The sequence below is a fragment of the Pseudomonas sp. P105 genome, from assembly GCF_032614175.1.
Classification (GTDB): domain Bacteria; phylum Pseudomonadota; class Gammaproteobacteria; order Pseudomonadales; family Pseudomonadaceae; genus Aquipseudomonas; species Aquipseudomonas rhizophila.
In genome coordinates this window covers 63,950-80,818 of the sequence record NZ_CP126693.1, presented here as the reverse complement: position 1 = coordinate 80,818, position 16,869 = coordinate 63,950, and the positions used below count along the sequence as shown (strand labels likewise).

Genomic DNA, 16,869 nt, shown 5'->3' with positions numbered 1-16,869 from the left:
CGAGCCTGCTCGCGATGAGGCCCGGTCCATCACCGCAAATTCTGGATCAGAAGAAACTCAACCCCACATGGAACAGCTTCTCCACATCACGAATATGCTTTTTATCCACCAGGAACAGGATCACATGGTCGCCGGTCTGGATCATGGTGTCGTCATGGGCGATGAGCACTTGTTCGTCGCGGATGATCGCGCCGATGGTGGTGCCTGGCGGCAGGCCGAGGTCGCGGATGGCCTTGCCGATGACTTTGCTGGACTTGGCATCGCCATGGGCAATCGCCTCGATGGCTTCGGCCGCGCCACGGCGCAGGGAGTGCACGCTGACGATGTCGCCGCGCCGCACGTGGGCCAGCAAGGTGCCGATGGTTGCCAGTTGCGGGCTGATGGCGATGTCGATCTCGCCACCCTGGATCAGGTCGACGTAGGCCGGGTTGTTGATGATGGTCATCACCTTCTTCGCCCCTAGGCGCTTGGCCAGCAGCGAGGACATGATGTTGGCTTCGTCGTCGTTGGTCAGGGCCAGGAAGATGTCGGCGTCGGCGATGTTTTCTTCCAGCAGCAAGTCACGGTCCGAGGCGCTGCCCTGCAACACCACGGTGCTGTCGAGGTTATCCGAGAGGTAACGGCAGCGCGCCGGGTTCATCTCGATGATCTTGACCTGATAGCGGCTTTCGATGGCTTCGGCCAGACGCTCGCCGATCTGCCCGCCGCCGGCAATCACGATGCGCTTGTTGTTTTCGTCGAGACGGCGCATTTCGCTCATCACCGCGCGAATATTGGCCTTGGCGGCGATGAAAAATACCTCGTCGTCCGCTTCGATCACGGTATCGCCCTGGGGCAGGATCGGCCGGTCACGTCGGAAAATCGCCGCGACCCGCGTCTCCACATTCGGCATGTGCTCGCGCAGCTGGCGCAGTTGCTGGCCCACCAGCGGTCCGCCGTAGTAGGCCTTGACCGCGACCAATTGCGCCTTGCCTTCGGCAAAGTCGATCACCTGCAAAGCGCCCGGGTGTTCGATCAGGCGCTTGATGTAGTTGGTCACTACTTGCTCGGGGCTGATCAGTACATCCACCGGGATCGCTTCGTTGTCGAACAGGTCGGCGCGGGTCAGGTAGGCCGCCTCGCGCACCCGGGCGATCTTGGTCGGGGTGTGGAACAGCGTGTGAGCGACCTGGCAGGCCACCATGTTGGTTTCATCGCTGTTGGTGACAGCCACCAGCATATCGGCATCGTCGGCACCGGCCTGACGCAGCACCGTAGGCAATGAGCCACGGCCCTGTACGGTACGGATGTCGAGGCGGTCACCGAGATCGCGCAGGCGGTCACCGTCGGTGTCGACCACGGTGATGTCGTTGGCTTCACTGGCCAGATGTTCAGCCAGCGAACCGCCGACCTGCCCTGCGCCGAGGATGATGATTTTCATCCGGTCACTCCTATCGAATCGGTTTTAACCGCGTGCGGCGGCGATCTTGATCAGTTTGGCGTAGTAGAACCCGTCGTGGCCGCCCTCTTGGGCCAGCAACTGCCGACCATGGGGCTGCTTCACCCCGGCCTGGCTGGCAATGTCCAGCTCCCGGGCACCGGGGGTACGGGCGAGGAATGCTTCGATCACTTCGGTGTTCTCGGTCGGCAACGTTGAACACGTGGCATACAGCAGCATGCCGCCCACTTCCAGGGTTATCCACAACGCATCGAGCAATTGCCCCTGCAATACCGCCAGTGCGGCGATATCGTCCGGCTGGCGAGTGAGCTTGATGTCGGGATGACGGCGGATCACGCCGGTGGCCGAACACGGTGCGTCCAGCAGGATGCGTTGAAATGGCTTGCCATCCCACCAGCTGGCGGTGTCGCGGCCATCGGCGGCAATCAGTTCGGCGTCCAGGCCAAGGCGTTCGAGGTTTTCCTTCACGCGCACCAGGCGCTTGGCTTCCAGGTCCACCGCCACCACGCCGGCCAGTTTCGGCTCGGCCTCGAGGATGTGGCAGGTCTTGCCACCCGGTGCGCAGCAGGCATCCAGCACGCGTTGGCCGGGCGCCAGCTCCAGCAGGTCGGCAGCCAGTTGCGCGGCTTCGTCCTGGACGCTGATCCAACCGTCGGCAAAGCCCGGCAGCGTGCGTACATCGCCGGGGGTTTCCAGCACGATACCGTCGCGGCTGTACTGGCACGGGATGGCCGGGATACCAGCCTCGCCCAGTAACGCCAGGTAGGCATCGCGCGTATGGTGGCGACGGTTGACCCGCAGGATCATCGGCGGATGGGCATTGTTGGCCGCGCAGATGGCCTCCCACTGCTCGGGCCAGAAGGCTTTCAGGGATTTTTGCAGCCAGCGCGGGTGGGCAGTGCGCACCACCGGGTCGTGTTCCAGCTCGGCCAGCAGGGCTTCGCTTTCCCGTTGGGCGCGGCGCAGCACGGCATTGAGCAGGGCCTTGGCCCACGGCTTTTTCAGTTTGTCGGCGCAGCCCACGGTTTCACCGATGGCGGCGTGGGCAGGCACGCGGGTGTAGAGCAATTGATAGAGCCCCACCAGCAGCAGCGCTTCGACGTCGGCATCGGCGGCCTTGAACGGTTTCTGCAGCAGCTTCGCCGCCAGGGCCGACAGCCGTGGCTGCCAACGGGCGGTGCCGAACGCCAGGTCCTGGGTGAAGCCGCGATCACGGTCTTCAACCTTGTCCAGTTGGGTCGGCAGGGAACTGTTGAGTGAGGCTTTTCCGCTCAGGACCGCAGCAAGCGCCTTGGCGGCGGCCAGACGCGGGTTCATGAAGCGTCCGCCGCTTGGCCCAGCACCGTGCCGACGGCAAATTTCTCACGACGGCTGTTGTACAAATCGCTGAAGTTCAGCGCCTTGCCACCGGGTAATTGCAGACGTGTCAGACACAGGGCCTGCTCGCCACAGGCGACAACGAGGCCGTCCTTGCTGGCACCAAGGATTTCACCCGGCGCGCCCTGCCCCTCGGCGTGGCTTGCCGCCAGCACTTTCAGGGCCTCGCCGTTCAAGGTGCTGTGGCAGATCGGCCACGGGTTGAAGGCACGCACCAGACGCTCCAGCTCGATGGCCGGGCGGCTCCAGTCGATGCGTGCTTCGTCCTTGTTCAGTTTGTGGGCGTAGGTGGCGAGGCTGTCATCCTGCACTTCGCCTTCCAGCGTGCCGGCGGCGAGGCCGGCGATGGCCTGGACCACGGCCGGCGGGCCGATCAGTGCGAGGCGGTCATGCAGGCTGCCGCCGGTGTCTTCGGCGCTGATGGGCGTGCTGACCTTGAGCAGCATCGGCCCGGTGTCCAGGCCGGCTTCCATGCGCATCACGGTGACGCCGCTCTCGGCATCGCCGGCTTGCACGGCGCGCTGGATCGGCGCCGCACCGCGCCAGCGTGGCAGCAGCGAGGCGTGGCTGTTGATGCAACCCAGGCGCGGAATATCCAGCACCACTTGGGGCAGGATCAGGCCGTAGGCGACCACCACCATCAAGTCGGGTTTGAGTGCGGCCAAGTCGGCCTGGGCCTGAGCGTCGCGCAAGGTCGGCGGCTGCAAGACCTGCAAACCGCTCTCCAGGGCCAGTTGCTTGACTGGGCTGGGCATCAGTTTTTGCCCGCGACCGGCCGGCCGATCCGGCTGGGTGTAGACCGCGATGATTTCATGGGGGCTGGCCAGCAGGGCCTTGAGGTGGTCGGCGGCGAACTCGGGAGTGCCGGCAAAGACGATGCGCAGTGGCTCAGTCATGGGAAGCTCTCATTTACAAAGCAGTCGCAAAAGAAAAAGGCTTGCCGCGGCAAGCCTTTGAAGGGGGCGTCAAGCATTCTGGCGATGAAGTTTTTCCAGTTTTTTCTTGATCCGGTCACGCTTGAGGGTAGACAGGTAGTCCACGAACAGCTTGCCGTTGAGGTGATCGCACTCATGCTGGATGCACACCGCCAGCAACCCTTCGGCGATCAGCTCGTAAGGCTGGCCGTCACGGTCCAGGGCTTTGATCTTGACCTTCTGCGGGCGGTCGACGTTTTCGTAGAAGCCGGGCACCGAGAGACAGCCTTCCTGGTATTGGTCCATCTCGTCGGTCAGGGTTTCGAACTCGGGATTGATGAACACCCGGGGCTCGCTGCGGTCTTCGGAAAGGTCCATCACGACGATACGCTTGTGCACGTTGACCTGGGTCGCGGCGAGGCCGATGCCTGGCGCCTCATACATTGTTTCAAACATGTCATCGACCAACTGACGCACTTCGTCGTCCACTACGGCCACCGGTTTGGCGATAGTGCGCAGGCGCGGGTCCGGAAATTCGAGAATGTTCAAAATGGCCATAAGCTTGATAAATGCACGTGTGAAGTAAAGTCGGGTGGCTGGCCTGGCGTGTCTTGGGATGCAGGCTACCGTTGTAAAACGTTGCTCCTCAATCACGGAGCGAGCCACGGGGGCTCTGGCGTTTTACGCGAACGCACATAATAAAGGGATTCACCGCATGAGGAAATCACTACTCGCCCTGCTGCTTCTGGCCTCGGCCGGTATCGCGCACGGGCAAGTGCAACTTCGGGAAGGTTTTCCCCAGCAATACACAGTGGTGACGGGGGACACGCTGTGGGACATCTCCGGCAAATACTTGCGTGAACCGTGGAAATGGCCCGAACTCTGGCAAGCCAACCCACAGATCGAGAACCCCAACCTGATTTATCCCGGCGACACCCTGTCGCTGGTCTACGTCAACGGTCAACCGCGCCTGACCCTCAATCGCGGCGCTTCGCGGGGCACCATCAAGCTGTCACCGCGCATTCGCAGCTCGCCGGTGGCCGACGCGATCCCGAGCATCCCGCTGCAGGCCATCAACAGCTTTTTGCTGAGCAACCGCATCGTCGACACGGCCGAGGATTTCGACAAGGCGCCCTACATCGTTGCCGGCGATGCCGAACGGGTCCTCAGCGGCACGGGAGACCGGATCTTTGCCCGCGGCCCCTTCGACGCAAACCAGTCGGCGTATGGCATCTTCCGGCAGGGCAAGGTCTACACCGATCCCGAAACCAAGGAGTTCCTGGGCATCAACGCCGATGACATCGGCAGCGGTGAAGTCGTGGCGAGCGAAGGCGACATCACAACCCTGGCCCTGCAACGCACGACCCAGGAGGTGCGCCTCGGCGATCGCCTGTTCAGTGGCGAAGAACGCTCGATCAACTCGACGTTCATGCCCAGCGCACCGAAATCGGAGATCAACGGGCTGATCCTCGATGTACCCCGCGGCGTCACCCAGATCGGCGCCCTGGATGTGGTAACCCTGAACAAGGGCCGTCGCGACGGGCTGGCCGAAGGCAATGTGCTGGCGGTGATGAAGACCGGCGAGACCGTGCGTGACCGCATCACCGGCGAGCAGGTGAAAATTCCCGATGAACGTGCTGGCCTGCTGATGGTTTTTCGCACCTACGACAAGCTCAGCTATGGCTTGGTGCTATACGCCTCGCGCTCGCTGGCGGTACTCGACAAAGTGCGCAATCCATAACGGGTCTCACAAGTTACCAACAGAGTTATCCACAGCTTGTTCCCGTTTCGACGGGGCTTATAACGATCAAGGATGATCCATGTCATTGCCTGAATCTGCTTCGGTTTCCCCTGCGGAACTGGAGGCCCGTCTGCGCCTGCACCGCTTGCCGGAACTGGGCCCCAAACGTTTCATGACCCTGATGGAGGCCTTTGGCTCGGCCTCCAAAGCCATCAGCGCACCGGCCAGCGCCTGGCGAGCGCTGAGGTTGCCCGCGGCGTGTGCCGAGGCTCGGCGCAACCCGGATGTGCGTGACGGCGCCGCCCATGCATTGGCCTGGCTGGAGGGTTCGGCCCAGCGTTTACTGATGTGGGACCAGCCTGACTACCCCGCGCTGCTGGCGCAGATCAGCGATGCGCCACCGCTGTTGTTCGTCGCCGGGGACGCGACCATTCTGGAAAAACCACAGCTGGCGATGGTCGGCAGCCGCCGGGCATCGCGACCGGGCATGGACACCGCCGCGGCGTTTTCCCGAAGCCTGGCCGGTGCCGGTTTTGTCATCACCAGCGGCCTGGCCCTGGGCATCGACGCGGCGGCCCATCAAGCAGCGCTGGATGTGGGTGGGCAAACAATTGGCGTGCTGGGCACAGGGCTGGAAAATTTTTATCCACAGCGCAATCGTCGGCTGGCGGACGCGATGATCGCCCAAGGCAGCGCGGTGCTGTCGGAGTTCCCGCTGGACGCGCCGCCCCACGCCAGCAACTTTCCTCGTCGCAACCGGATCATCAGCGGTCTGTCCCTCGGTGTACTGGTGGTGGAGGCCAGTGTCGCCAGCGGTTCGCTGATCACCGCACGCTTGGCGGCCGAACAAGGGCGCGAGGTGTACGCCATTCCGGGGTCGATCCACCACCCCGGCGCGAAGGGCTGCCATCAGTTGATCCGCGACGGCGCGGCGCTGGTGGAAACCGTCAAGCACATCCTTGAAGCATTGCGGGGCTGGCAGCAGTTGCCGCTGTCCATGGAACCGGCGCCCGTCACCCATCCGCTGTTGCGCTTGCTCCATGCCGCGCCGCTTGGCAGCGAAGCGCTGGCCGCCGCCAGCGGCTGGAGCTTGCCCAAAGTACTGGCGGCGCTGACTGAGCTGGAAATGGAGGGACGGGCGGTCTGTGACAACGGGCGCTGGTTTGCGCGCTAGGTTTTATGGGGAAGATCGGTAAACTGCGCACAGCCTTATTTGCGTTGTGGAGAGTCTTTCATGGTCAACAGTTGGCGTGTGCAACAAGCCGCGCGAGAAATTCGCGCCGGGGCGGTGATTGCCTATCCAACCGAAGCGGTCTGGGGCCTGGGCTGCGACCCGTGGAACGAAGACGCGGTGGAGCGCCTGCTGGCGATCAAGTCGCGGCTGCCCGATAAGGGTTTGATCCTGGTGGCTGACAACATCCACCAGTTCGACTTTCTGTTCGAAGATTTCCCTGAAACCTGGATGGATCGAATGGCCAGCACCTGGCCTGGGCCTAATACCTGGCTGGTGCCGCACCAGAATCTGCTGCCGCAATGGATTACCGGTGTGCACGACACGGTTGCGCTGCGGGTCAGCGATCACCCCACCGTGCGCGACTTGTGCTCACTGGTGGGGCCGCTGGTGTCCACCTCGGCCAACCCTCAGGGCCGCCCGGCGGCGCGCACGCGAATTCGCGTCGAGCAATATTTCCGTGGGCAGATCGACCTTGTGCTGGGCGGTAACCTGGGTGGGCGCAAGAACCCCAGCGTGATTCGCGACCTGGCGACCGGCAACGTGGTGCGGCCGGACTGAGCCCGAACACACCTTCCGGATCTTGCATCAAACCCTGTGGGAGCGAGCCTGCTCGCGATAGCGTCGGATCAGTTGGCATAGATGTTGGCTGATACTCCGCTATCGCGAGCAAGCTCGCTCCCACAGGTTCTTTAGCAACCTTTAAATCAGGGCAGGAGAATCGTCGAGCCAGTTGTACGCCGCGCCGACAACTCCGCCTGGGCCTTGGCCGCTTCGGCCAGTGGATAACGCTGGTTGATATCCACTTTGATCTTGCCACTGCTGATCATGCCGAACAGCTCATCGGCCATGCGCTGCAGGTTCTCGGCGTTATTGGCGTAAGTGGCCAGGGTCGGACGGGTGACGTACAGCGAGCCTTTGGCCGCGAGTATCCCCAGGTTCACGCCGTCCACCGCACCGGAAGCATTGCCGAAACTCACCAACAGGCCACGGGGCGCTACGCAGTCCAGGGAGGTCAGCCAAGTGTCCTTGCCGACACCGTCATAGACCACCGGGACTTTCTTGCCGTCGGTCAGCTCCAGCACCCGCTGTACGACGTTTTCCTTGCTGTAGTCGATGGTTTCCCAAGCGCCGTGGGATTTTGCGATTGCGGCTTTTTCCGCTGAGCTGACGGTGCCGATCAATCGCACGCCCAGGGCCTTGGCCCACTGGCAGGCCAAAGAGCCCACGCCACCAGCAGCGGCATGGAACAGGATGGTTTCCCCCCCTTTGAGCTCGTAGGTCTGACGCAGCAGGTATTGCACGGTCAGGCCCTTGAGCATCACGCCGGCCGCTTGTTCGAAACTGATGGACTCGGGCAAATGCACCAGATTGGCCTCGGGCAACACATGCACGTCGCTGTAGGCCCCCAGCGGACCGCTGCCATAAGCTACCCGGTCACCGACCTTGAACCGCGTGACGTCTGAACCGACGGCCTCGACCACACCCGCCCCCTCGGCCCCCAAGCCCGACGGCAAGGCCGGTGGCGGGTAAAGACCGCTGCGATAATAGGTATCGATGAAGTTCAGGCCGATGGCCTTGTTGCTGACCCGCACCTGCTGTGGGCCCGGTTCGGCAGGCTGGTAGCCCACGTACTCGAGCACTTCGGGGCCGCCGTGGGAACTGAACTGAATACGTTTGGCCATCTTCACTTTCTCCTTGTCGTGGACTTTTTACCAAGCCTGCTATCGGACTCCTAAGCTTGACCTTCGTCAACTGTGGCGTAGGCAAGTGCGGTGGTATCCTGTGCGCCCATTTGCCACCGGCCCGCTGCAAGCCGCGTAGCGTAGCCCTGATCAAGGTGATGTCATGACCACTCGCACCGAGGCCGTGAAAGCCTACCTGCTCGACCTGCAAGACCGCATCTGTGCGGCCCTGGAAACCGAAGACGGCGGTACTCGTTTCGTCGAAGATGCCTGGACCCGCCCCGCCGGTGGTGGCGGTCGCACGCGAGTGATTGAAAACGGTACGGTGATCGAAAAGGGCGGCGTCAACTTTTCCCACGTCTTCGGCAGCGGTCTCCCCCCCTCGGCCAGCGCCCATCGGCCGGAACTGGCCGGGCGCGGCTTCGAAGCGCTGGGTGTGTCATTGGTCATCCATCCCCACAACCCTCATGTGCCTACGTCCCACGCCAATGTGCGTTTTTTCATCGCTGAAAAGGAAGGCGAAGAGCCGGTCTGGTGGTTCGGCGGCGGCTTCGACCTGACACCGTACTACGGCGTGGCAGAAGACTGCGTGCATTGGCACCGCGTTGCCCAACAGGCCTGTGCCCCGTTCGGCCCCGACGTGTATTCGCGCTACAAAGCCTGGTGCGACAGCTATTTCCATATCAAGCATCGCAACGAGCCCCGTGGCATTGGCGGCCTGTTTTTCGACGACCTGAACGAGTGGGATTTCGACACCAGCTTCGCCTTCATGCGCGCCATCGGCGATGCCTACATCGAGGCTTACCTGCCTATCGTGCGCCGCCGCAAGCAGGACCCGTTTACCGCCAAACAAAGGGAATTCCAGGAGTTTCGCCGCGGACGCTACGTGGAGTTCAACCTAGTCTACGACCGCGGCACCCTGTTCGGGCTGCAATCTGGCGGGCGTACCGAGTCGATCCTGATGTCCCTGCCGCCGCAAGTGCGCTGGGGCTATGACTGGAAAGCCGAACCGGGCAGCGAAGAGGCGCGGCTGACCGAGTATTTCCTGCAGGATCGCGATTGGCTGGCGACGGCCTGAACGAGGACTATCCATGGACCGCTACGTTGTAATGGGTAACCCGATCGGCCACAGCAAATCGCCGCTGATCCACCGTCTCTTCGCCGAGCAGACCGGGCAAACACTGGACTACAGCACGCTGCTCGCGCCCCTGGACGATTTCGCCGGCTGCGTGCGGGAATTCTTCCGCGAGGGTCGTGGGGCGAATGTCACCGTGCCGTTCAAGGAAGACGCCTTCCGCCTGGCCGACAGCCTGACCGAGCGGGCCCAGCGGGCCGGGGCGGTGAACACTTTGAGCAAGCTGGCCGATGGCCATCTGTTGGGTGACAACACCGATGGTGCCGGACTGGTACGGGACCTGACCGTCAACGCAGGTTTAAACCTCAAGGGCAAACGCATCCTGTTGCTGGGCGCCGGCGGTGCTGTGCGCGGTGCCTTGGAACCGCTGCTGGCCGAAGCGCCGGCCTCGGTGATCATCGCCAACCGCACGGTGGAAAAAGCCGAGTTGCTGGCCGAGTTGTTCGCCGACCTGGGCCCGGTCTCGGCCAGCGGTTTCGACTGGCTGCAAGAGCCGGTGGACCTGATTATCAACGCCACATCGGCGAGCCTGTCCGGTGATGTACCGCCGATTGCCGCAAGTTTGATCGAGCCCGGCATGACGTTCTGCTACGACATGATGTATGGCAAGGAGCCCACTTCGTTCTGTCGCTGGGCCAGCGAACACGGCGCGGCGGTGGCGATGGATGGCTTGGGCATGCTCGCCGAGCAGGCGGGCGAAGCGTTCTACCTGTGGCGCGGGGTACGCCCGGACACCGCGCCAGTGCTGGCCGAATTGCGGCGCCAGCTCGCACTGTAGGCTACAGACTGTTGTGGCGAGGGGATTTATCCCCGTTGGACTGCGAAGCCGTCCCAAAAAACCAGGGCCGCTGCGCGCCCCAGCGGGGATAAATCCCCTCGCCACAGGGTGTGTCTACCTTAAGCCCTAGTCTTCGAAATGGATCGGACAGTGCTCCGGCCCTTCCAGCTTCTTCAACTCTTCCACCACATGGGGCCTGGCCCTACGCAACGTCAGGCTGCGCCCTTGGGTGCGCAAGCGCCGGGCTTCCTGGTGCAGCATTTCCACGCCGGAGTAGTCGATGAAGTTGATCTGCTGGGCATCGATCACCACCCGTTGTGCCTGCAACCGTTGCAGACGCACTTGCAGGTAATGGCTGGCACCAAAAAAGATCGAACCGCCAACCCGCAGGATGTCAGCTTCACCCTCACGGGTGTGTTGCACCCGCGGTTGCGAGGTGCGCTTGAGGTAGAAGAACAGCGACGCCAGCACGCCGGCATAGATAGCGGTCTGCAGCTCCAGCAGCAGCGTGGCCAGGCAAGTGAGGCTCATCACCACGAATTCGGCGCGGCTCACGCGAAACAACGCCCGGACGCCGCGATAATCCACCAGCCCCCAGGCGATCAACAGGATGCTGCCGGCCATGGCCGGTATCGGAATGTGCGAAATCAGCTTGGCACCGGTTACCGCAAACAAGGCCACCCACAGTGCCGAGAACACCCCGGCCAGGGGCGAGCAAGCGCCGGCTTCATAACTGAGGCCGGAACGGGTAAAGGAACCCGCTGACAAGGATCCGGAAAAGAACCCTCCCACAATATTGGAAAGCCCCTGCGCCCTGACCTCTTGGTTCGCATCCAGCAATTGCCCCGAGCGTACCGATAACGAGCGAGCAATGGACAGGCTGGTCACCAACCCGAGCATGCCCACCGCAACCGCGCCGGGCAGCAGGCGCAGGATCAGATCCAGGTCCAGCGGCAGCGCAGAGAACGGCGGCAAGCGCCCGGCAAATGCGCTGACCAGCGCGACATGCCCGAACATCCCTGGCCACAGCCAGACCACCAGGCTGCTGATAACCAAAGTGATCAACAGGCTCGGCCAGCGCGGCAGCAGCCGTTTGAGCACCACGCCCAGCACCAGCGTGCCCAAACCGAGAAACAGAGAAGGCTTATCCACAGCCTCGATATGACTGACCAACATCAGCAGCCCTTTCAACGCCGTGGCTTCGTTGGGCAGATCGAGACCCAGCAGGTTGGGCAACTGCCCCAGGGCGATCACCACCGCCGCGCCCAGGGTGAAACCCAGCACCACCGAGTGTGAGACGAAGTTCACCAGCGCGCCGAAACGCAACAACCCCAGCAGCCACTGGAAAACCCCCGCCAGCACCGTCAGCAACAGGATCAAGGTGACGTAGTCCTGGGTAGCCGGCATGGCCAGGGGGCTGACGCTGGCATACAGGACAATGGAAATCGCCGCCGTAGGACCGCAGATCAGGTGCCACGACGAACCCCACAAGCAGGCGATCAGCACCGGCACTATCGCCGCATACAAGCCGTATTCCGGCGGCAGTCCGGCAATCAGGGCGTAGGCAATCGACTGCGGCAACGCGAGAATCGCACCGCTCAGGCCGACGATCAGGTCACGGCCGACACTGGCGCGGGTCTGCCGCGGCAGCCAGCTCAGGAACGGAAAGAGTGAATGGCGGGTGGGCAATGCCATGGGGCCTCAAGGATCGGGTTTGGCGCAAGAGTATCAGGACAAGGCGCCGTTCTCCCTGTGGCGAGGAGATTAATGTGGGAGCAAAGCTTGCTCGCGAAACAGGCAGCTCGGTCTGAAAGATCGAGTCGTCTTCATCGCGGGCAAGCCTTGCTCCCACATAGATTCCCTCGCCACATGATTGTCAGAGCTTGGCCTTCACCGCCGCCAACGCATCCTTGCCATCCAGCGTCTTCACACCATCCAGCCATTTATCCAGCACCGCCGGATTCGCCTTGATCCAGGCCTTGGCCGCATCGGCATTGCTGACTTTGTTGTTCACCACCTCGGCCATGATGCTGTTTTCCATTTCCTGGGTGAAACTCAGGTTGGTCAACAGCTTGCCTACGTTCGGGCAGGCCTGTGCATAACCTTTGCGAGTCAATGTATAGACACTGCCCGTGTCGCCAAAATACTTCTCGCCGCCCTTGAGGTAGTGCATTTTCAGTTGCACGTTCATCGGGTGTGGCGTCCAGCCAAGGAAGGTCACGAACTTCTGTTTCCTCACCGCCCGGGAGACTTCCGCGAGCATGGCCTGCTCGCTCGATTCCACCAGTTTCCACTCGCCCATGCCGAAATCGTTGGTCTTGATGATTTCCTTCAGGGAGAGGTTGGCCGGGGCGCCGGAGCCGATCCCGTATATCTTCTTGTCGAACTTATCGGCGAACTTGTTCAGGTCAGCGAAGTTATGCACACCGGCATCCCACACGTAATCCGGGACCGCCAGGGTGAATTCGGTGCCGTCCAGGTTCTTGGCCAGTTGCGTGACATCGCCAGTGGCCACGAACTTGTCGTAGAACCCCTGCTGCGCCGGCATCCAGTTACCCAGAAATACATCAACCTGGCCGTCCTTGAGGCCGCCGAAGGTGATCGGCACTGCGAGGGTGTCAACCTTGGCCTTGTAGCCCATGCCATCGAGCAGAAAACCCGTGATCGCGTTGGTCGCAGCGATGTCACTCCAACCGGGGTCGGCCATCTTTACCGTCTCGCAGCTTTGCTCGGCCCACGCCGAACTGCTAAGCGCCAACAGCCCAGCGGTCAGTACTGTGGATAACTTTTGCATGTGCTTCCCCTTACGTTATTGGTTTTGGCAGGGTTGTGGATAACGGGCCTTGCGTTCCAGATCGTCGAGGTCAATGTGGTTACGCATGTACTGCTGGCTGGCGTCCACCAGCGGCTGGTGATCCCAGCTCTTGAGTTTGCCCAGGGTCAACGCGTGGGCGACGAAACGTCGACGTCGCTGACTGGCGAGCACCTGTTGGTGAATGGTTGGGATATCCCATTTAGCTCGCGCCTCGGCGAGAAAATCCGCGCACAGGGACTGATGCTCAGCCGATTGGCTAAGGTCCTCCAGTTCTTTGGGGTCATTGCGCAGATCGAACAGCAGGCATGGATCGTCTTCGCTGTAGATGAATTTCCAGGGGCCACGACGGATCATCATCAACGGGCTGATGGTGCCTTCGGCCATGTATTCACCAAAGACCTCGTCATGACCGCCCTGCCCCTGCAGATGGGGCACCAGCGACCGGCCATCCAGCGGCAGTCCGGGCTCAAGCCGGCCACCGGCCAACTCCACCAGAGTCGGCAGCAAGTCGGCAGTGGACACCGCCGCCCCGACCCGCCCGCTGGCGAACTGGCCCGGTGCGCTGATCAGCAAGGGAACGCGAGCCGCCATCTCGAACCAGTGCATTTTGTACCAGAGGCCTTTTTCACCGAGCATGTCTCCATGATCGCCGGAGAACACGATGATCGTGTCGTCCATCAAGCCGGTGTCTTCCAGGGTTTGCAGTAACTTGCCGACGTTGCTGTCAATGTAGCTGCACGCACCGAAGTACGCGCGGCGCGCATCGCGGATCTTATCCACAGGCAGTGGCTTGTCCCACAGGTCATAGACTTTCAACAGGCGCTGGGAATGCGGGTCCAGCTCCGTTTGCCCCGGGGTTTGCGGCAGCGGGATGTCCTTGTCGTCATACATATCCCAAAAGGTCTTGGGAATGGTGTACGGGTCGTGTGGGTGGGTCATGGACACCGTCAGGCAGAACGGCTGGTCGCCATCCTCGCGGATGTGGTCGAACAGATACTGCTGGGCCTTGAACACCACTTCTTCGTCAAAATCCAACTGGTTGGTGCGCACGCACGGACCGGCCTGCAACACCGAAGACATGTTGTGATACCAGCTTGGCCGCACGTCGGGCTCGTCCCAGTTCACGGCCCAGCCGTAATCGGCCGGGTAAATGTCACTGGTCAGGCGTTCTTCATAGCCATGCAACTGGTCCGGCCCGCAAAAATGCATCTTGCCGGACAGCGCCGTGCGATAACCCAGACGCCGCAGGTAGTGGGCGTACGTCGGGACGTCCGCAGGAAAATCCGCCGCGTTATCGTAGGCGCCGATCTTGCTGGGCAACTGACCGCTCACCAGGGTAAAGCGCGACGGTGCGCAGAGTGGGCTGTTGCAATACGCGGCGTCGAACACCACGCCCTGCTCGGCCAGGCGCGACAGGTTCGGCAGCTTGATCGGCGAAGGACCGTAGATCGGCAACATTGGCGCGGCCATTTGATCGGCCATGATGAAAAGAATGTTCTTGCGCTTCATGTATTCGCGGCATTCCATAGTAAACAGTTATGCGAAATTGCTGCGATTGAGCATGTAGCCCCCACCTTTATGGGTAAAGCCCACGTAAGGCAATGACTAGGATAAGCACAGCTTATGTATGAAGCCCTGGGTGACCTGTCCCTTGACCTGTTCCGCGCCTTTGAAGCCGCGGCCCGCCACCGCAGCTTTACGGCAGCGGCGATCGAACTGGGCACCACGCAACCGGCCATCAGCCAGCAGATCAAGCGCCTGGAAGAACAACTGGGTACGCGATTGTTCGATCGCATCTACCGCGGCATCGAGCTGACCGAGGCCGGAACAATCCTGTTCGAGCAGGTGCAGGTCGGTTTGCAGAATATCGACGCAGGATTGAGCGCGATCACCGCCCATGACCAGCATGAAGTACTGCAAGTGGCCACCGATTTTGCGTTTGCCGCCTATTGGCTGATGCCCCGCTTGCATCGGTTTCACGCCGCCAACCCACAGGTGGACGTCAGCCTGGTGACCAGCGAACGCAATCACAACATGCTGCGCACGGATATCGACGTTGCGGTGCTGTTTGGAGATGGTCGCTTCAAACAAGGCGAAAGTCGCTGGCTTTTCAGCGAAGAAGTCTTTCCCGTGTGCAGCCCGCTGTTGCTCAAGGAACGCTCCCTGCCCTTGTCGGCTCAAGCCTTGTCGGAGTTCCCGCTCCTGCATTTGCGCGGGGAAAACAGTAGCCACTGGTTTGACTGGAGTGGCGTTTTCCGTGAGCTGGGCATTACCTCGCCCCCGGCACCCGGGCAGTTGCGGTTCGACAACTACACCTTGCTCATCCAGGCGGCGATTGGCGGTCAGGGCGTTGCCATCGGCTGGCGATACCTTGTGGATAACTTATTGGCCCAAGGGCTGCTGTGCCGTCCGGTCGCTGAAACAGTGTTGTCGCGGTCAGGGTATTACGTGGTGTTGCCCCAGCGTAAACGGCGCGGGGTATTGATCAGGCAGTTTGTGGACTGGTTGATGGAGGAGCAGGCCAACAGCGCCGAATCGCTCACGGGGTTGGCCTTGCCTTCCATTGCGGTGTAACCAGCCCGCCCCTGCGCCAACTCGGGAGACGGCGACCGCACAGGCTAATCGGCGGCGACAAAACTGACATGCTGGCCCACATGCAGGTTCAGGCGCAGCTCATCGGCAATGCCGACGGCCACACGGCCAAGCCGCTCCAGTGATTCGGCCATGCCGGCCTCCAGGCTGGTGCTGATCTGGCTGAAGTGCTCGATGCTCAAACCGGGCGTTGCGTAGGGTGAGTCAATCAGGGTCCATTGCAACGTGCTGTTGTTCAGGGCGTCGAGGACTTCTTCGGCGGCATGGCGCTGCAATACATCGTCTGCCGGCTCCTCGTCGAGCACGGCGAAATCGCCCACCAGAAACAGCCGGGAAATACTCGCTGCCTCCATCCCGGCGATCAGCGCATCCACCGCCAACACCTGCTCCACGGGACCGGGAATAAGCGTGCGCTCCACGTGCTCGCTGTTCATCGGCAACCCTGGAGCGTTCAACAGACACACCACGGCATTGGCGCCGGCCACGCTTTGCTTGACCCGCTGGGGATCGTAGAGGTCGCCGGTCTTGGCCCGCAGGCCGGGGCGCGGCGCCAGGGCCGTAAGGTCGTCGAGAACAGCGATGACTTCGTGCTGGCGCCGCAGCATTTCAGCCATCAACGCACTGCCGAGGCTACTCATGGCACCATAGAGCACCACTTTGGTGACCGGGGTTTCGGCATTTTTCATGGCTGTTTTTCCTTTTTTGTCCCGCATGTAAAGGCTCTGACCCGCGGGAGACAACCTCGGTTCGGCCAGTTCTCGAGGAGAAGCACATGCAGCGGATCAAGGGCTACCACGCCCATGTCTATTTCGACGCCAACACCATCGACCAGGCGCGGGCACTGTGCGAGGAAGCAACGCGACTGTTTGGGCTGAAAATGGGCCGTATCCACCAACGCCCAGTCGGGCCGCACCCGGACTGGAGCTGCCAATTGGCGTTCGATCCACAGCACATCGGCGTGGTCTTGCCGTGGCTGGCGCTCAATCGCAAAGGCCTGGTGATATTTCTTCACCCGGACACCGGCGACGACCTGACGGACCACACCGAGCATGCGATCTGGATGGGCGCGGTGCGGCCGTTGGATCTTTCGGTGTTTTGATTTATCGGTGGAGCGCAGATTGTCTGTGGGAACAAAGCTTGCTCCTACAGGTAAGCCTTGCCCT

General features: G+C 61.9%; 16 protein-coding genes. 7 read left to right on the top strand and 9 right to left on the bottom strand.

The genetic code is table 11. From position 1 onward, the window contains the following. Positions 1 to 46: 46 nt before the first annotated feature. The 4 genes from trkA to def form a co-directional block, all read right to left on the bottom strand. The gene (gene trkA, locus QOM08_RS00370; RefSeq protein ID WP_047229820.1) at positions 47 to 1,420 is read right to left on the bottom strand and encodes a Trk system potassium transporter TrkA; all 1,374 of its coding nucleotides are present in this window, start codon (positions 1,418 to 1,420) and stop codon (positions 47 to 49) included. Between the two features lie 24 nt (positions 1,421 to 1,444). Further along, on the bottom strand, positions 1,445 to 2,755 hold the full coding sequence (rsmB, locus tag QOM08_RS00365) for a 16S rRNA (cytosine(967)-C(5))-methyltransferase RsmB (RefSeq protein WP_316912413.1): 1,311 nt from the start codon (positions 2,753 to 2,755) through the stop codon (positions 1,445 to 1,447). Further along, positions 2,752 to 3,711, bottom strand: a complete 960-nt coding sequence (gene fmt, locus QOM08_RS00360) for a methionyl-tRNA formyltransferase (protein WP_316912412.1) — start codon at positions 3,709 to 3,711, stop codon at positions 2,752 to 2,754. The genes rsmB and fmt overlap by 4 nt, the downstream gene beginning before the upstream one ends. A gap of 69 nt (positions 3,712 to 3,780) precedes the next feature. Further along, positions 3,781 to 4,287, bottom strand: a complete 507-nt coding sequence (gene def / locus QOM08_RS00355) for a peptide deformylase (RefSeq protein WP_003196300.1) — start codon at positions 4,285 to 4,287, stop codon at positions 3,781 to 3,783. Positions 4,288 to 4,444: 157 nt separating this feature from the next. Here def and QOM08_RS00350 point away from each other — a divergent pair, with 157 nt between their 5' ends. The 3 genes from QOM08_RS00350 (at position 4,445) to QOM08_RS00340 (ending at position 7,262) form a co-directional block, all read left to right on the top strand. Next, positions 4,445 to 5,470, top strand: a complete 1,026-nt coding sequence (locus QOM08_RS00350) for a LysM peptidoglycan-binding domain-containing protein (RefSeq protein ID WP_107323189.1) — start codon at positions 4,445 to 4,447, stop codon at positions 5,468 to 5,470. Positions 5,471 to 5,549: 79 nt separating this feature from the next. Then, a complete protein-coding gene (gene dprA, locus QOM08_RS00345; RefSeq protein WP_316912411.1) occupies positions 5,550 to 6,644 on the top strand; it encodes a DNA-processing protein DprA in 1,095 nt (364 codons plus the stop codon). Positions 6,645 to 6,704: 60 nt separating this feature from the next. Further along, positions 6,705 to 7,262 carry an L-threonylcarbamoyladenylate synthase gene (locus QOM08_RS00340; protein WP_047229815.1) on the top strand — a complete coding sequence of 186 codons (558 nt, stop codon included), beginning with the start codon at positions 6,705 to 6,707 and terminating at the stop codon, positions 7,260 to 7,262. A gap of 146 nt (positions 7,263 to 7,408) precedes the next feature. Here the strand turns inward: QOM08_RS00340 and QOM08_RS00335 are convergent, their stop codons facing one another. Further along, entirely contained in the window at positions 7,409 to 8,386 is a 978-nt protein-coding gene (locus QOM08_RS00335; protein ID WP_047229814.1) for an NADPH:quinone reductase, read from the bottom strand. A 163-nt stretch (positions 8,387 to 8,549) separates the two neighbouring features. Here QOM08_RS00335 and hemF point away from each other — a divergent pair, with 163 nt between their 5' ends. Both hemF and aroE read left to right on the top strand, forming a co-directional pair. Beyond that, entirely contained in the window at positions 8,550 to 9,464 is a 915-nt protein-coding gene (gene hemF / locus QOM08_RS00330) for an oxygen-dependent coproporphyrinogen oxidase (protein WP_047229813.1), read from the top strand. 13 nt (positions 9,465 to 9,477) lie between these two features. Continuing rightward, on the top strand, positions 9,478 to 10,299 hold the full coding sequence (gene aroE, locus QOM08_RS00325; RefSeq protein WP_316912410.1) for a shikimate dehydrogenase: 822 nt from the start codon (positions 9,478 to 9,480) through the stop codon (positions 10,297 to 10,299). A 126-nt stretch (positions 10,300 to 10,425) separates the two neighbouring features. On the opposite strand, the gene QOM08_RS00320 is transcribed toward aroE, so the two are convergent. The 3 genes from QOM08_RS00320 to betC all read right to left on the bottom strand — a co-directional run bounded on the left by QOM08_RS00320 (position 10,426) and on the right by betC (position 14,623). After that, positions 10,426 to 11,994 carry a SulP family inorganic anion transporter gene (locus QOM08_RS00320; protein WP_316912409.1) on the bottom strand — a complete coding sequence of 523 codons (1,569 nt, stop codon included), beginning with the start codon at positions 11,992 to 11,994 and terminating at the stop codon, positions 10,426 to 10,428. Between the two features lie 181 nt (positions 11,995 to 12,175). Next, positions 12,176 to 13,093: a choline ABC transporter substrate-binding protein gene (choX, locus tag QOM08_RS00315; protein ID WP_047229810.1), complete on the bottom strand. Its 918-nt coding sequence runs from the start codon at positions 13,091 to 13,093 to the stop codon at positions 12,176 to 12,178. 15 nt (positions 13,094 to 13,108) lie between these two features. Then, positions 13,109 to 14,623 (bottom strand): choline-sulfatase, encoded by a 1,515-nt coding sequence (gene betC / locus QOM08_RS00310; protein WP_047229809.1) that lies wholly within the window; start codon positions 14,621 to 14,623, stop codon positions 13,109 to 13,111. A 114-nt stretch (positions 14,624 to 14,737) separates the two neighbouring features. Between betC and QOM08_RS00305 the strand changes: the two genes are divergently transcribed. After that, complete coding sequence (locus tag QOM08_RS00305) at positions 14,738 to 15,688, top strand: choline sulfate utilization transcriptional regulator (protein ID WP_188252224.1); 951 nt, start codon at positions 14,738 to 14,740, stop codon at positions 15,686 to 15,688. A gap of 44 nt (positions 15,689 to 15,732) precedes the next feature. On the opposite strand, the gene QOM08_RS00300 is transcribed toward QOM08_RS00305, so the two are convergent. Beyond that, positions 15,733 to 16,392 (bottom strand): NAD(P)-dependent oxidoreductase, encoded by a 660-nt coding sequence (locus tag QOM08_RS00300; protein WP_274090620.1) that lies wholly within the window; start codon positions 16,390 to 16,392, stop codon positions 15,733 to 15,735. A gap of 86 nt (positions 16,393 to 16,478) precedes the next feature. Between QOM08_RS00300 and QOM08_RS00295 the strand changes: the two genes are divergently transcribed. Continuing rightward, complete coding sequence (locus QOM08_RS00295; protein WP_160891468.1) at positions 16,479 to 16,805, top strand: DOPA 4,5-dioxygenase family protein; 327 nt, start codon at positions 16,479 to 16,481, stop codon at positions 16,803 to 16,805. Positions 16,806 to 16,869: the final 64 nt, after the last annotated feature.

Coding starts and splice junctions, on each gene's coding strand:
- QOM08_RS00350 (WP_107323189.1), top strand. CDS start 4,445: ATGAGGAAATCACTACTCGCCCTGCTGCTTCTGGCCTCGGCCGGTATC.
- QOM08_RS00305 (WP_188252224.1), top strand. CDS start 14,738: ATGTATGAAGCCCTGGGTGACCTGTCCCTTGACCTGTTCCGCGCCTTT.
- QOM08_RS00295 (WP_160891468.1), top strand. CDS start 16,479: ATGCAGCGGATCAAGGGCTACCACGCCCATGTCTATTTCGACGCCAAC.
- rsmB (WP_316912413.1), bottom strand. CDS start 2,755: ATGAACCCGCGTCTGGCCGCCGCCAAGGCGCTTGCTGCGGTCCTGAGC.
- QOM08_RS00320 (WP_316912409.1), bottom strand. CDS start 11,994: ATGGCATTGCCCACCCGCCATTCACTCTTTCCGTTCCTGAGCTGGCTG.
- aroE (WP_316912410.1), top strand. CDS start 9,478: ATGGACCGCTACGTTGTAATGGGTAACCCGATCGGCCACAGCAAATCG.
- def (WP_003196300.1), bottom strand. CDS start 4,287: ATGGCCATTTTGAACATTCTCGAATTTCCGGACCCGCGCCTGCGCACT.
- trkA (WP_047229820.1), bottom strand. CDS start 1,420: ATGAAAATCATCATCCTCGGCGCAGGGCAGGTCGGCGGTTCGCTGGCT.
- hemF (WP_047229813.1), top strand. CDS start 8,550: ATGACCACTCGCACCGAGGCCGTGAAAGCCTACCTGCTCGACCTGCAA.
- betC (WP_047229809.1), bottom strand. CDS start 14,623: ATGAAGCGCAAGAACATTCTTTTCATCATGGCCGATCAAATGGCCGCG.
- choX (WP_047229810.1), bottom strand. CDS start 13,093: ATGCAAAAGTTATCCACAGTACTGACCGCTGGGCTGTTGGCGCTTAGC.
- dprA (WP_316912411.1), top strand. CDS start 5,550: ATGTCATTGCCTGAATCTGCTTCGGTTTCCCCTGCGGAACTGGAGGCC.
- QOM08_RS00335 (WP_047229814.1), bottom strand. CDS start 8,386: ATGGCCAAACGTATTCAGTTCAGTTCCCACGGCGGCCCCGAAGTGCTC.
- QOM08_RS00300 (WP_274090620.1), bottom strand. CDS start 16,392: ATGAAAAATGCCGAAACCCCGGTCACCAAAGTGGTGCTCTATGGTGCC.
- fmt (WP_316912412.1), bottom strand. CDS start 3,711: ATGACTGAGCCACTGCGCATCGTCTTTGCCGGCACTCCCGAGTTCGCC.
- QOM08_RS00340 (WP_047229815.1), top strand. CDS start 6,705: ATGGTCAACAGTTGGCGTGTGCAACAAGCCGCGCGAGAAATTCGCGCC.